Source organism: Isoptericola sp. Y541 (genome assembly GCF_059445465.1).
The window spans coordinates 63019-77290 of record NZ_JCAIUJ010000004.1 but is presented as its reverse complement, the minus strand read 5'-3'; the positions used below and the strand labels follow the sequence as shown (position 1 = coordinate 77290).

The window sequence follows — 14272 nt, the reverse complement described above, 5'->3', positions numbered from 1 at the left end:
GACTCATCGGTGCCGGTGCGGCCTCAGGGCACGATCGGGGCAGCGAGGGTGCGCCGGGCCGCGGCGGCGTCGCCGTCGACGGTCGCGCCCGCCTCGGCGAGGTCGAGCCGGCCCCAGAGCAGCAGCGCGAGCCCGTGGGCCGGTGCCGCGACGGTCGCCGTCGGTTCGTCCTCCGACCCGCCGTCCACCCCGCTGTCAGCTCTGCCGTCTTCGTGGGCGCCCAGCGTCCACGACCAGCCCAGGTCGGAGGCGACGACGCGCACGAGGTCGCGCAGCGGCGACATCCGCCCGAGCCGGACCTGCCGGGGCTGGAACATCGTGACCACCTCGTCGGCGGCGTCGGCCCACACCTCGGGCGCGACGCCGACCGCGCCCTCCTCGACGGCCGCGGGCCCGGAGCCGAGCCGCGCGGCGTGCAGGTCGTGCAGGTGCACGAGCGTCTCGTACCCCTGCCGGCGCCACCAGAACGACGCGGGTCCGTCGCCCACCAGCGTGCGTGCCGCGCCGTCCGGCCCCGCGGCGGCCAGCGTCGACCGCAGCTCGGCCGCGTGCTCCCGGTAGAGCGCCGCGAGCGCGGGCCGGACGCCGTCGGGGGCGGGGAGGTCGGGCCGGGTGAGGTCGGGCCGGGTGAGGTCCTCGGAGCGCGAGGTGTCGCCCACGGCCATGCCGGCCGCCCAGTGGTGGACGCCGGCGAGGTGCACGACGAGCTCGCGCACGCGCCAGTCGCCGCACGCCGGCACGAGGGCGTCGGGGTCGGTGCCCGGGACGGCCGCGGCGAACGACTCCTGGAGGCGCGCGAGGAGGGCGAGGCGGTCCGGCTCACGACCGCCGTCGGTGCGGCGTCCCGTGCCCGGGTCGACCTCGGGCCGGAGCTGTGCGGCGGGCAGCGTGGACGGCTGCGCGGCGGGCAGCTCGGACGGCAGCTCGATCGGCATGGCGCCGAGGCTAGCGTCCGGTCGTCTGCTCACCCAGCACCGCGTCGACCTGCTCGAGGAAGTCGTCCAGGTCGTCGGGGGTGCGCGAGGTCACCAGCGGGAACCCGGCACCGTCGTCGCGCACCACCGAGCGGTCCACCCACGTGCCGCCCGCGTTGCGCACGTCCGTGGCCAGCGACGGGTACGAGGTGAGGGTCGCCCCCGCGACGCGGCCCGCCTCGACGACGGCCCACGGGCCGTGGCAGATCGCGGCGACCGGGAGCCCGCGGCGGGCGAAGTCGTCGACGAACCCGACGGCGGCGTCCTGCAGGCGCAGCGTGTCGGCGTTGAGCGTGCCGCCGGGCACGAGGAGCAGGTCGACGCCCGCGGTGTCGACCTGGTCGTAGGTGGCGTCGGCCGGCACGTGACGGCCGGGGTCCTTGTCGCCGACGAGGGTGCGCACGTCGCCGGGCTCGTTCGACGCGACGACCACGTCGGCGCCCGCGGCGCGCAGGTGCTCCAGCGGCACGAGCAGCTCGTCCTGCTCGACGCCGTAGCTCGTCACGATCGCCAGCACTCGCTTCCCGGTCAGGTCGGCCATGGCGGCTCCTCTCGTCGTCCCGGCAGCTCTCGTCGTGCCCGGTCCACGACCGTAGGCAGGGACGGGCGACGCCCGCACGGTGGGCGGGGAGGCCGGGGGCAGCAAGGCGGGCGCAGGGGCGGGCGGCAGGGACATGGCAGGGGCGGGCAGCGGACGTGGGCGTGGGACAATGGCCGGACCCTCCACCCCACCCCAGCCACCCTGACGGAGCGAGATCGCGTTGCCCATTCCTGGACCCGCGCTCAGTGCGCGCATCGAGCCGAACGCCACGGCGCCCGAGCTCATCCGCAACTTCGGCATCATCGCGCACATCGACCACGGCAAGTCGACGCTCGCCGACCGCATGCTGCAGCTCACGGGCGTCGTCGAGGCGCGGGCCATGCGGGCGCAGTACCTCGACCGCATGGACATCGAGCGCGAGCGCGGGATCACGATCAAGTCGCAGGCCGTGCGCATGCCCTGGAGCGTGGTGGACGAGGCCGGCCTCGAGACGCCGTTCGCGCTCAACATGATCGATACCCCGGGCCACGTCGACTTCACGTACGAGGTCTCCCGCTCGCTCGCGGCGTGCGAAGGGGCCGTGCTGCTGGTCGACGCCGCCCAGGGCATCGAGGCCCAGACGCTCGCCAACCTGTACCTGGCGATGGAGAACGACCTCGAGATCATCCCGGTCCTGAACAAGATCGACCTGCCGGCCGCGCAGCCGGAGAAGTACGCCGAGGAGATCGCAGGGCTCGTCGGCGGCGACCCAGCCGACGTCCTGCGGGTCAGCGGCAAGACCGGCGCCGGCGTCGAGACGCTGCTCGACCGCATCGTCGAGCGGGTCCCGGCCCCGGTCGGCGACCCCGACGCCCCGGCCCGGGCCATGATCTTCGACTCGGTCTACGACACCTACCGCGGCGTCGTCACGTACGTGCGGGTCGTGGACGGCAGCCTCAGCCCGCGCGAGCGCATCGTCATGATGTCGACGCGCGCGACCCACGAGCTGCTCGAGATCGGCGTCATCTCGCCCGAGCCGAAACACACGAAGGGCCTCGGCGTCGGGGAGGTCGGCTACCTCATCACGGGCGTCAAGGACGTGCGCCAGTCCAAGGTGGGCGACACCGTCACCAACGCGAGCAAGCCGGCACCCGCCGCGCTCGGCGGGTACAGCGAGCCCAAGCCGATGGTGTTCTCCGGGCTCTACCCGGTGGACGGGTCCGACTACCCCGCACTGCGCGACGCCCTCGACAAGCTGAAGCTCAACGACGCGGCGCTCAACTACGAGCCCGAGACGTCGGTCGCCCTCGGCTTCGGGTTCCGCGTCGGCTTCCTCGGGCTGCTGCACCTGGAGATCGTGCGCGAGCGGCTCGAGCGCGAGTTCGACCTCGACCTCATCTCCACCGCCCCCAACGTCGTCTACGACGTCACGCTCGAGGACGGTACGCCCGTCAAGGTGACGAACCCGTCGGAGTTCCCGGGCGGCAAGATCAAGGAGGTCCGCGAACCCGTGGTGCGTGCGACCATCCTCGCCCCGAGCGAGTTCGTCGGCACCGTGATGGGCCTGTGCAACGACCGCCGCGGCCAGATGCTCGGCATGGACTACCTGTCCGAGGACCGCGTCGAGCTGCGCTTCACGCTGCCGCTCGCCGAGATCGTCTTCGACTTCTTCGACCACCTCAAGTCCCGCACGCGCGGATACGCGTCGCTCGACTACGAGGCGACCGGCGACCAGGCCGCCGACCTCGTCAAGGTCGACATCCTGCTGCAGGGCGACCAGGTGGACGCGTTCAGCGCCATCGTGCACCGGGAGAAGGCCTACGACTACGGCGTCACGATGACGGCGAAGCTCAAGGAGATCATTCCCCGCCAACAGTTCGAGGTGCCGATCCAGGCCGCCGTCGGCGCGCGCGTCATCGCCCGCGAGACGGTGCGCGCCATGCGCAAGGACGTGCTCGCCAAGTGCTACGGCGGCGACATCAGCCGTAAGCGCAAGCTCCTCGAGAAGCAGAAGGAGGGCAAGAAGCGCATGAAGAACATCGGCTCCGTCGAGGTCCCGAAGGACGCCTTCATCGCCGCGCTCTCCTCCGACGGCAACGCCGGCAAGGACGCCAAGGACAAGAAGAAGTAGTGCCCGCGCTGCCCGAAGCGCGGGGTCTGGGCGGCATGGCTGTGCCCGCGGACGGCGCGCTGCCGGAGTGGGTGCGGCCCGCCGAAAACCCGTCTTCGCTGGTTGAGCCTGTCGAAACCCCGCATTCGCTGGTTGAGCCTGTCGAAACCACCGCGGAGACCCGGCCCTTCGGCGTGTACGTGCACGTGCCGTTCTGCTCGGTGCGCTGCGGCTACTGCGACTTCAACACCTACACGGCGTCGGAGCTGGGCGGCGGGGCCAACCAGGCCGCGTACGCGACGACGGCGCTGCGCGAGGTCGGCCTCGCGGCCCGGGTGCTCGACGACGCGGGCCTGGGCGACCGACCGGTGTCCACGGTGTTCTTCGGCGGCGGCACCCCCACGATGCTGCCGGCCGCGGACCTGGCGCGGATGCTGCGGGGCGTCGACGACGTCTGGGGGCTGGCCCCCGGCGCCGAGGTGACCACGGAGGCCAACCCGGACTCCGTCACGCCGGAGAACCTGCGGGTGCTCGCCGACGCCGGGTTCACGCGGGTCTCGTTCGGCATGCAGTCCGCCGTCCCGCACGTGCTGGCCACGCTGGAGCGCACCCACGACCCGCGCCGCGTGCCCGACGCCGTCGCCTGGGCCCGCGACGCCGGCCTCGACGTCTCGCTCGACCTCATCTACGGCACGCCGGGGGAGTCCGTCGACGACTGGCGCACGTCGCTGGAGTCGGTGCTCGGGACCGGCGTCGACCACGTCTCGGCGTACGCGCTGGTCGTGGAGCCCGGCACCAAGATGCACACCCAGGTGCGGCGCGGGGAGCTGGCGCTGCCGGACGAGGACGACCAGGCCGCCAAGTACGAGCTGGCCGACGACCTGCTCACGGAGGCCGGCCTGGGCTGGTACGAGGTGAGCAACTGGGCCCGCGGGGGCGACCACGCGTGCCGGCACAACCTCGCCTACTGGCGCGGCGACGACTGGTGGGGGATCGGGCCGGGTGCCCACTCCTACGTGGCCGGGCCCACCGACGGGGAGCATGCCGGCGTGCGCTGGTGGAACGTCAAGCACCCGCGCCGCTACGCCGCGCTGCTGGAGGCCGGCACCTCCCCGGGCGCCGGGCGCGAGCTGCTGACTCCCGCCGAGGCGCAGCTCGAGCGTGTACTCCTCGGGGTGCGCCTGCGCGAGGGCTTGGACCTCGACGTCCTCGACCCTTCACGGCGCACGGCGGTCGCCGGGCTGGTGGCGCGCGGTTTGCTCGACGGCGTCGCGGCCGTGCGCGGGCGCGTGGTGCTCACGCGCCAGGGGCGGCTCCTGGCCGACGCCGTGGTGCGCGAGCTCACCCCCTGACGCTCCGAGGCTCAGGAGACGACGCGGATGTTGACCGGGTACCGGTACGCCTCGTGCCGGTTGACGGCGACGGCGGCGATGATGCCGAACACGATCGACAGGATCCAGACGACGGGCAGGATGACGAGCCCGATGAAGGCGAGGACCGTGATCCAGCCGATCGCGTAGCCGATGAGCAGCGTGATCTGGAAGTTCAGCGACTCCTTGGCCTGGTCGGCCACGTACGCGCTGCGGTCACGCAGGAACAGCCAGACGAGCAGCGGCGTGAGGAAGCCGAGGATGCCGAAGCTCAGTACCGCCAGCACGGGCGGTCCCAGGTGCGCGACCATGGCCCATGTCCGCTCGTCCGCCGGCGTGAGCGGCCGCGGCGCGTAGCCGGGCGGCCCGTACGGGGGCTGACTGCCGTACGGCGGCTGACCCGGGGGCTGCTGCGGCGGAGGTCCGTACGGGGGCTGGCTCATGGGTCCATCTTTGCGCAACTGCGGTGGTCACGGGCACTCGAGCGGTGGCGCGCTCCCTCCGCGGCCGCGAGAGTGGGAGCGGGAGGGGCCGACCCTGCCGGGTGCGTCCCCTCGACGACTCAGGAGGAACGATGAGCGAGAACACGCCGCGTGAGCCCGGCGATCCGCAGGAGCCGCCGTACCAGCCGCCACACCAGCCCGAGGGCCAGCCGACGCAGCCGTACGGCCAGCAGCCGCCGTCCGCGCCGCCCCCGCACGGCGGGCAGCCGCCCTACGGCGACCAGCCGTACGCGCAACCGCAGCAGCCCTACGAGGGTCAGATGCCCGACCCGGGTCTCTACCCAGGGTCCGAGTACCCGCCGGACCGGTCCGCGGCGGCGCTCCCCCCGATCGGAGCGGTGGGGGGCAACTTCTTCGGCGCGCTGTTCGACTTCTCGTTCAGCCGGTACATCACGCCCACGGTGGTCAGGGTCGTCTACATCATCGTGGTCGTGATCACCGCGATCTACTGGCTCGGCGGCCTGATCGCGTCGTTCGCCCAGGACTGGTGGGTCGGCGTGCTCTTCCTGCTCTTCGGCTGGATCCTCGCACTCCTCTACCTCGCCTTCGCGCGGATCGTGCTCGAGTGCTTCGTCGCGCTCATCTCGCTCTCGCAGAAGGTGAACGCCTACGCGAAGCGCGACGGCATCGCCTGACGCTCACGCGGTGACGAAGTCGATCAGCTCCTCGACCCGGCCCAGCAGGGCCGGGTCGAGGTCGCGGTAGTCGCGCACCGTCCCCAGGATCCGCTGCCAGGCCAGGCCGACGTCCTGGGCCGACGACGCCGGCCAGCCGAGCTCGCGCAGGATGCCACGCTTCCACTCCGTGCCTCGATCGATCGTCGGCCACGCCTCGAGCCCGACGCGCTCGGCCTTCACGGCCTGCCACACGTCCACGTACGGGTGCCCGAGCACCAGCACCGTGCCACGCGGCACGCGGCGCAGGGCGTCGGCGGCGATGCGCTGCTCCTTGGAGCCACGCACCAGGTGATCCACCAGCACGCCCACGCGGCGTTCGGGGGTCGGGTCGAAGTCGTCGAGGGCATCGGCGAGGTTGTCCACGCCGTCGAGCATCTCCACCACGACCCCCTCGACGCGCAGGTCGTCGCCCCACACCTTCTCGACCAGCTCCGCGTCGTGCTTGCCCTCCACCCAGATGCGGCTACCGCGCGCCACGCGGGCCCGCTGCCCGCGCACCGCGACCGAGCCGGACGCCGTGCGAGTGGGCTGCGCCGGGGCCCGCGTCGGCACCGGCGCGGTGAGCTCCACGGGCTGCCCGTCCACCCAGAAGCCGGGCCCGAGCGGGAACGACCGGGTGCGGCCGCGCCGGTCCTCGAGCACCACGAGATGGATGCCGCCGGACTTCTCCACGCGCACGACGGCGCCGACCCACCCGCTGGTCACCTCCTCGACCACGAGCCCCCGCTCGGCGGCGGTCGGCCGCGAGACGGGGCGGCGGCGATGGTGCGCGGAGCCGTCCGGCGCGCCGGGGACGGGGGCGGAGGACAGGACGTCGGAGCCGTAGCGGTCGGACACGGGCGCGAGCCTAGGCGCGGCCCGAGGCCGCGCGGTGCCCGACACGCGGTGCCAGACACGCGCTGCTCGGCCAGGCCTCAGAACTGGCTCGGACCCGGCTCAGCCCTTGCCGTCGGTGGAGCGCGCCAGCACCGCGGCCTCGGTGCGGCCGGCCACCCCGAGCTTGCGCAGGATCGCGGAGACGTGCACCGACGCGGTCTTGCGGCTGATGAAGAGCCGCTCGGCGATCTGCCCGTTGGTCAGCCCCTCGGCGACCAGGTCGAGCACCTGGCGCTCGCGGTCGGTCAGGGCACGCTCGGCGCCGGCGACGGCGGCCCGGCCGGTGCTCCCGCCCTTCGCGAGGCCGGCGCCGTCGAGCAGCGCCCGCGCCTGGCCGGCCACCAGGCCGCACCCGATCGCGTCGGCCGCACCCGCTGCCTCCTCGAGCCGCGCCCGGGCGGCGGAGCGGTCGCCGGCGGCGAGCAGGGACTCGCCGTCCCGGTACAGGGCGTAGGGGCGCAGGTACGCCGGGCCCTCGGCCGCGGCGACCGCCTCCCACGAGCCGTCGCCCAGCTCGGCGGCGAACAGCGCCGCCCACATCGGGTACGTCGGCCACACGGTGCAGGTGGCGAGCGCCTCCCGGTAGGGGGTGACGTCGACCGCGCGCCCGGCGGACCGGGCGCGGCCGAGGACCCGTGCCGCGACGCCGAGCGTCGTCAGCCGGTAGAACGGCGAGAGGGCGTCCGGGTCGATCGCGATGGTGACCAGGTCGAGCGCCTCGTCCAGGTCGTCGCGCAGCAGCGCGAGCTCCGCCAGCGTGCCCGCGATACGCGCGCGGATCTGCTCCTCCACCTGCCCGAAACGTTGCCACGTGGCGCGATGGGCACGCGCCCGCGCCTGCGCCCTCTCGAGGTCGCCGCGCCACATGGCGAGCCAGGTCCACCGCTCGCCGAGGTAGACGGCGTAGTCGCTGGGATCGATGAGCGGCACCGACCGCTCGTACCAGGCCTCGGCGTCGGCCCACCGGCCCTGCCCGATCCACGCCTCGGCGACGTTGCCCTCGAGCATCGCCCGCGTGGCCCAGCCGGCGCCGAGCGCGCGAGCCAGGCGCGCGCCCGACTCGGCGAGGTGCTCCGCCTCGGCGTACCGGCCCAGCTTGAGGCGGGAATCCGAGGCGTTCGTGTAGTAGTGGCACTGGGCGCGCCAGTCGTCGCCCGCCACCTCGTGGGAACGCTCGAGCTCCGCGAGGGCGTCGAGGTCCCCGCCGCTGAGGCGGCTCATCGCCCGGAGGTTGAGGGCGATCGAGGCGTTCTGGTGGTCGCCCGCCGCCGTCGCCGCGTCGAGCGCCGCGCCGGCGGCGGCGATCGCCTCCTCGTCGCGCTGGTCCATCATCGCGTTGCGCGCCTTGAGCCGCAGCAGGGGCGCTCGCCCGGCGTGGTCGTCGTCGGGCAGCAGCGCCAGGGCCTCGTCCAGGAGGGCGTCGGATCCCGGGTCGCCCGCCTTGGCGCGGATGTGCGCCAGGGTGTGAAGGGCCAGCGCCCGGCCGCCCGGGTCGTCGGCGGGCCACTCCGCGACGGCCTCCCGCGCGAGAGCGTCCGCCCGGTCGACCTGCGCGGCGTCCTGGAGCGCGACCGAGACGACGCGGAGCAGGGCGGCGTGGTGCATCCCGGCGACCTGCTCGGCGTCCTGGACCAGGTCCCACAGCTCCAGCGCGCGCTCGCCCGCCGCGACGGCCGTCGACGTCGCGCCGTCGGACTCGGCCGCCGTGACGACCTCCACCGCGGAGGCGAGCGCGCGGTCGGGCACCCTGGCCCGCCACCAGTGGTCGGCCGCTGCTGCCACGTCCGCGAGCCTCCGGCCGCCCTCCTCGAGCGCGCGGGCGCACGCCGCGTGCAGCCGGCGTGCCTCGCCCGGTAGCAGCTCGTCGTCGACCGCCTCCTGCATGAGCGCGTGGCGGAAGCGGTAGCCGTCGGCGTCCGTGACGAGCACGTGCGCCTCGACCGCCTCGCGCGCCGCGGTCTCGGCCCGGTCCAGCCCGTCCGCGCCCAGCATGGCGGCGAGCAGCTCGTGCGGGGCGCGCTGGCCGGCCGCGGCCACCGCGCGGCAGAACGTCTGGGCGGCGTCGCTGAGGGTGGAGTAGCGCAGGAGCAGCAGGTCCCGCAGGGAGTCGGGCATCGCGTCGCCGGCGAACTCGGCAAGCTCCTCGGCGTAGAAGGGCACGCCCTCGGCGCGCTCGACGAGCTCGCTGAGCAGCGCGCCCGGCAGCTCGGGCGTCCGCCCGTGGGTCGTGACGAGCGTGGTGACGAGGCGGGTGGTGTCCGTGGCGTCCAGACGCGGCACGTCGACGCGGGTCGCCAGCCGGGACCTCTCGAGCTCGGCGAGCGTGGTGCGCAGGGGGTGTCGCCGGCCCACGTCGTCGCTGCGGTAGGTGGCGACCACCAGCATCGTCGCGCGCGGCGCGGAGCGCGCGAGGCGGACGAGGACGGTGCGGGTGATGTCGTCCGACCAGTGCAGGTCCTCGAGCACGACGACGACGGGCCGGTCGGCGGCGAGGGCGGACGTCAGGTCGCTGAGCACCTCGGGCAGGCGCCCGGTGTCGACGTCGCGCCGCACGTCCACCAGGCCCGGGGTGACGAGGCCCAGCGCATCCGCCGCGGGCCCGGCCGCCTCGAGGGTCGCCGCCGGCCCGACGGCATCGACGGCGTCGGCCAGCACGCCCCCGAGGCCGGCGTACGGGATGGGCCCGGAACCCGAGTCGGAGCACTGGCCGCGCAGCACCAGGGCGTCCCCCTGACCAGCCTGTCCGGCCTGGCCGGAGAGCGTGGCGAGGAACTCCTCGACCAGCCGGGTCTTGCCGATGCCCGCCTCGCCGCCGACGACGAGGGCGCTGCCCGACCCGTCGAGCGCCCTGGCGTACGCGTCCCGCAGGGCGCCGAGCTCGGCGTCCCGCCCGACCATCGGCGGGCGAGAACCGGGCGGGACGGTCGGACGGCGGGTGGTGGAGACGGGCACGTCGCCATCGTGCCAGGCCACGTGCCAGGCCACGTGCCAGGCCATCGCCGGATGCGGCGATGGCCTGGTGTCTGGTGCTGCTTCCGGTGCTCCGTCCGACGATGTGTCGGCCGGGGCGGGCGCCAGCGGCGGGTCGGCGGGCGCCACGGCCGTCACGTGGGCCACGCCCGGGTGAGATCGGCGGGCAGCCCCCAGATGCGGCGCTCGGGCCGGCGGCGCGGGCGCCGGCGGTCACGGGGCCGCCGGCCCCCCAGGTCCTCGCCCCGGGCCCGTCGGAGGGCTGCCACGCGCTCGGCGCGCCGTGCGGCCTCGTCCGCCCGCTGCCGGTGCTCCTCGTAGTACAGGAACTCGCTCATGACCGTCCTCCTTCGCCGCGGGCCCCGATGACCCGGCGGTGAATCCAGCCTGCGCGGATGAGGTACCTCCGCGGATCGGTCATGTGCCGCATCTTGCGGGCGCCGGGTACCTCAGGGCGGGGCGGGGCACCTCAGGCCGGGCGTAGGTCACGGCGGGGCGACCCGCGGGCACGCCGCGGCGCCGCGTAGGATGGCACTCGGGGTACGAGAGTGCTAAGTGAGAGCGCCCAGTGAGAATGTCCGGTGCAGCCGCAGGGCACCTGAGGACCAACGGCACGAGGAGGGGCGAGTGAGCGAGGAACGTCGCCTGGCCGTGCTGCGCGCGATCGTGGAGGACTACGTCCACACGCGCGAGCCGGTGGGGTCGCGCATGCTCACGGAGCGGCACGGGCTCGGCGTCTCGCCCGCCACGATCCGCAACGACATGGCCGCGCTCGAGGACGCCGGGTACATCGCCCAGCCGTACACCTCGGCCGGCCGGATCCCCACCGACAAGGGGTACCGGCTGTTCGTGGACCGGCTCGCGGAGGTCCGCCCGATGACCAGCCCGCAGCGCCGGGCGATCGAGACCTTCCTTTCCGAGGCGGTCGACCTGGACGACGTGCTCGGCCGGGCGGGGCGGCTCATCGCCCAGCTCACCGGCCAGGTCGCCGTGGTGCAGTACCCCTTGCTGCGGCTGTCCGGGCTGCGGCACCTGGAGCTCGTCCCCGTCGGCGGCGCGCGGCTGCTCGTCGTCGTGATCACCGACACCGGGCGCGTGGAGCAGCGGTTCCTCGACGTCGGCGCCGAGCCGGGCGCGGAGCCGGCCGTCGTCGTGGCCGACGCCCCGCCGGGCCAGGACGACGACCCCGACGCCCTGGCCGAGGGCACCCTCGGCGAGCTGCGCGCCCGTCTGAACGCCGCCGCGGCCGGCAAGCGGCTGTCCGAGCTGCCCGACGCCTTCGGCCGTGTGGTGGCCGACGTCGACCCCGGGCTCGCCCCGCTGGTCCGCGGCATCGCCGATCTCGTGGTCGACACGCTCGGCGCGCAGCGCGAGGAGCGCATCGTGCTGGCGGGCACCGCCAACCTCGCCCGGGCCGAGATGCGGTTCGAGCAGGGCCTCAGCCCGGTCCTCGAGGCCCTCGAGGAGCAGGTGGTGCTGCTGGGCCTGCTCACCGAGCTGGCGGCCGACCCCCGCGGCGGCGGCGTCGGCATCCGCATCGGCCACGAGAACCGGCTCGACGGGCTCGCGGAGACCTCCGTCGTCGCTTCCGGCTACGGCAGCGACGGGGATACGGTCGCCATCCTCGGCTCGATCGGCCCCACCCGGATGGACTATCCGGGCACGATCGCCTCCGTGCGCGCGGTCGCTCGCTACCTGTCCCGCATGCTGCCCAACTGACCCCAGAAGCCCCCGACCTGACCGTGCCAGTCACCGACACGTCACCGAAGAGAGACCTGTGACCGACTACTACGAGATCCTGGGTGTCCCCCGCGACGCCTCGGCAGAGCAGATCAAGAAGGCATACCGCAAGCTCGCCCGCGAGCTGCACCCCGACGTCGCCGGCGAGGCCGGCGAAGATCGCTTCAAGGACGTCGCCCGCGCCTACGAGGTGCTGTCCAACCCGGACAAGCGCCAGCAGTACGACATGGGCGTGGACCCGAGCTCGCCATCCGGCGGCGGGGGCGGTGCCGGGTTCGGCAACGGGTTCGGCTTCCAGGACATCTTCGAGACGTTCTTCGGCGGCGGTGGCGCCCCCTCCGGTCCGGTGCCGCGCGCCCGCCGCGGCCAGGACGCCCTCGTGCGCATGGACATCGACCTCGCGGAGGCGGCGTTCGGTGCCAAGCGCGAGCTGCAGGTCGACACCGCCGTGGTGTGCGGCACCTGCGGCGGCAACGGCTGCCGGCCCGGCACCGACCTCAAGACGTGCGAGGTCTGCCAGGGCCGCGGCAACGTGCAGCGCGTGGCGCGGTCGTTCCTCGGCCAGGTCATGACGACGGCGCCGTGCGCGGCGTGCCAGGGCTTCGGCACCGTGATTCCCGAGCCGTGCGCCGACTGCTCCGGCGAGGGCCGCGTCCGCTCGCGTCGCACCCTCTCCGTCAACGTGCCCGCCGGCGTCGACACCGGCACGCGCATCAAGCTCACCTCGCAGGGCGAGGTCGGTCCCGGCGGCGGGCCCGCCGGCGACCTGTACGTCGAGATCCGCGAGAAGCCGCACGAGACGTTCGTGCGCCGCGGCGACGACCTGCACTGCACGCTCCAGGTGCCGATGACGGCCGCCGCCCTCGGCACCGTGCTCGACCTCGAGACGCTCGACGGCGAGCAGGAGATCGACCTGCGTGCGGGTACCCAGCCGGGCCAGGTCGTGACGCTCAAGGGCCTCGGCGTCGGGCACCTGCACGCCGGCGGCCGCGGCGACCTCAACGTGCACGTCGAGGTCCAGGTCCCCACCGCCCTCGACGAGGAGCAGACCGAGCTGCTGCGCTCGCTGTCCGTGCTGCGCGGGGAGGAGCGGCCCGAGCCGCGGCTCGCGTCCGCGCACCCCGGCGTCTTCTCCCGGCTGCGCGACAAGCTGAGCGGCAAATGACGTGAGCGCGAGGAGCCCCCGCGGAGGTACGCCGAGGTACGAGGTGTGCCGGAGCGAGGCACCGCAGGGCGCACGTGAAGAGAGCATGACGTGAGCGCGCCCGTGTTCCTGGCCGAGGGTGGGGCGCTCGCCGCGCTCGGCCGCGGCGACGTCTACGTGCTCGACGGCGCGGAGGGGCGGCACGCGGGCGTGGTGCAGCGGCGCGGTCCCGGCGAGCAGCTCGACGTGGTGGACGGCGCGGGGACGCGGCTGCGGTGCGTGGTCGACGGGGTCGAGGACGGCGAGGTGCGGCTCCGGGTGGACGAGGTGGTGGTCGAGCCGGCCCCCGGCGTCGTCCTCACCCTCGTGCAGGCGCTCGCGAAGGGCGACCGCGACGAGCTGGCCGTGGAGGCGGCCGTCGAGGTCGGTGTCGACGGCGTGCTCCCGTGGCAGGCGGAGCGGTCGGTCGTGGTCTGGCGCGGCGAGCGCGCGACGAAGTCGCGCGCGAAATGGGTGGCCACGGTGCGCTCGGCGGTGAAGCAGGCGCGGCGGGCGTGCCTGCCCCCGGTGGCCGAGCCGGTCACGACCCGCGAGCTCGCCGGCCGGGTGCGCGACGTGATCGCGGCGGGGGGCGCCGTCGTGGTGCTCCACGAGGAGGCGAGCATCCCCCTGGCGGCGGTCGGGCTGCCCGGTGCGGTCGGCACCGCGGCGGTCGAGCTGCTGATCGTCGTCGGGCCGGAGGGCGGCATCTCGGACGCCGAGGTCGCCGCGCTCGCCGACGCGGGGGCGGTGGCCGCCCGGCTCGGGCCGCACGTGCTGCGGACGTCCACCGCGGGACCGGTCGCGGTGGCCCTGCTCAGCGAGCGCCTCGGCCGCTGGGCCTGACCCAGTGCCTGACCCGGTGCCCGCACGGCACCGGCCCGGTAGCGTGGCGCTCATGCCCAGCTCCGATGCCAGCACCGACTGCCTGTTCTGCAAGATCGTCGCCGGCGACGTGCCCGCCGACGTGGTCGCCACGTCGGACCACGTCATCGCGTTCCGCGACATCAACCCGCAGGCTCCGGTGCACGTGCTGGTGGTGCCGAAGGAGCATCACGGCGACGTCTCCGTCCTGGCCGCCGCCGACCCGGCGCTGCTGGCCGAGGTGGTCGAGATGGCGGACGGCGTGGCGCACGACCTGGCCGACGGGCAGTACCGGTTCATCTTCAACTCCGGCCCGCGCGCCGGCCAGAGCGTGTTCCACGTGCACGGGCACGTCATCGCCGGGGCCCAGCTCGGGTGGACGCCCGCCTGAATCCGCGTGCCTCCGGACCCGCCCGGTCGATAGACTCGTGACCCTCAGTTCCTCGTCCGTCTCGCATGAAGGAGGGTCCCGGCGGTCAGCCGGC

13 protein-coding genes are annotated in these 14272 nt (G+C 74.4%); 7 read left to right on the top strand and 6 right to left on the bottom strand.

The genetic code is table 11. The features are described from left to right. Nucleotides 1-23: 23 nt before the first annotated feature. Both AC1C2V_RS10585 and AC1C2V_RS10580 read right to left on the bottom strand, forming a co-directional pair. The gene (locus tag AC1C2V_RS10585; RefSeq protein ID WP_495389571.1) at nucleotides 24-935 is read right to left on the bottom strand and encodes a maleylpyruvate isomerase N-terminal domain-containing protein; all 912 of its coding nucleotides are present in this window, start codon (nucleotides 933-935) and stop codon (nucleotides 24-26) included. Nucleotides 936-945: 10 nt separating this feature from the next. After that, nucleotides 946-1515: a DJ-1/PfpI family protein gene (locus AC1C2V_RS10580; RefSeq protein ID WP_495389570.1), complete on the bottom strand. Its 570-nt coding sequence runs from the start codon at nucleotides 1513-1515 to the stop codon at nucleotides 946-948. A gap of 220 nt (nucleotides 1516-1735) precedes the next feature. On the opposite strand from AC1C2V_RS10580, the gene lepA reads away from it, so the two are divergent. Together lepA and hemW are read left to right on the top strand one after the other, a co-directional pair. Continuing rightward, entirely contained in the window at nucleotides 1736-3625 is a 1890-nt protein-coding gene (gene lepA, locus AC1C2V_RS10575) for a translation elongation factor 4 (RefSeq protein WP_495389569.1), read from the top strand. After that, the gene (gene hemW / locus AC1C2V_RS10570; protein WP_495389568.1) at nucleotides 3625-4956 is read left to right on the top strand and encodes a radical SAM family heme chaperone HemW; all 1332 of its coding nucleotides are present in this window, start codon (nucleotides 3625-3627) and stop codon (nucleotides 4954-4956) included. The genes lepA and hemW overlap by 1 nt, the downstream gene beginning before the upstream one ends. An 11-nt stretch (nucleotides 4957-4967) precedes the next feature. On the opposite strand, the gene AC1C2V_RS10565 is transcribed toward hemW, so the two are convergent. After that, a complete protein-coding gene (locus AC1C2V_RS10565; protein ID WP_495389567.1) occupies nucleotides 4968-5417 on the bottom strand; it encodes a DUF4870 domain-containing protein in 450 nt (149 codons plus the stop codon). A 131-nt stretch (nucleotides 5418-5548) separates the two neighbouring features. Here AC1C2V_RS10565 and AC1C2V_RS10560 point away from each other — a divergent pair, with 131 nt between their 5' ends. Further along, nucleotides 5549-6112 (top strand): DUF4282 domain-containing protein, encoded by a 564-nt coding sequence (locus AC1C2V_RS10560; protein WP_495389566.1) that lies wholly within the window; start codon nucleotides 5549-5551, stop codon nucleotides 6110-6112. Between the two features lie 3 nt (nucleotides 6113-6115). Here the strand turns inward: AC1C2V_RS10560 and AC1C2V_RS10555 are convergent, their stop codons facing one another. The 3 genes from AC1C2V_RS10555 to AC1C2V_RS10545 form a co-directional block, all read right to left on the bottom strand. Continuing rightward, a complete protein-coding gene (locus tag AC1C2V_RS10555) occupies nucleotides 6116-6991 on the bottom strand; it encodes a DUF3097 domain-containing protein (protein WP_495389565.1) in 876 nt (291 codons plus the stop codon). 99 nt (nucleotides 6992-7090) lie between these two features. Continuing rightward, complete coding sequence (locus tag AC1C2V_RS10550) at nucleotides 7091-10027, bottom strand: ATP-binding protein (RefSeq protein WP_495389564.1); 2937 nt, start codon at nucleotides 10025-10027, stop codon at nucleotides 7091-7093. A gap of 107 nt (nucleotides 10028-10134) precedes the next feature. After that, a complete protein-coding gene (locus AC1C2V_RS10545) occupies nucleotides 10135-10338 on the bottom strand; it encodes a hypothetical protein (protein ID WP_495389563.1) in 204 nt (67 codons plus the stop codon). A 289-nt stretch (nucleotides 10339-10627) separates the two neighbouring features. On the opposite strand from AC1C2V_RS10545, the gene AC1C2V_RS10540 reads away from it, so the two are divergent. From AC1C2V_RS10540 to AC1C2V_RS10525, 4 genes are all read left to right on the top strand, one after another. After that, complete coding sequence (locus AC1C2V_RS10540; protein WP_495389562.1) at nucleotides 10628-11719, top strand: HrcA family transcriptional regulator; 1092 nt, start codon at nucleotides 10628-10630, stop codon at nucleotides 11717-11719. A gap of 58 nt (nucleotides 11720-11777) precedes the next feature. Further along, a complete protein-coding gene (gene dnaJ / locus AC1C2V_RS10535; RefSeq protein ID WP_495389561.1) occupies nucleotides 11778-12905 on the top strand; it encodes a molecular chaperone DnaJ in 1128 nt (375 codons plus the stop codon). Nucleotides 12906-12995: 90 nt separating this feature from the next. Beyond that, nucleotides 12996-13769: a 16S rRNA (uracil(1498)-N(3))-methyltransferase gene (locus tag AC1C2V_RS10530; RefSeq protein ID WP_495389560.1), complete on the top strand. Its 774-nt coding sequence runs from the start codon at nucleotides 12996-12998 to the stop codon at nucleotides 13767-13769. A 52-nt stretch (nucleotides 13770-13821) separates the two neighbouring features. Further along, nucleotides 13822-14178 carry an HIT domain-containing protein gene (locus tag AC1C2V_RS10525; RefSeq protein WP_495389559.1) on the top strand — a complete coding sequence of 119 codons (357 nt, stop codon included), beginning with the start codon at nucleotides 13822-13824 and terminating at the stop codon, nucleotides 14176-14178. Nucleotides 14179-14272: the final 94 nt, after the last annotated feature.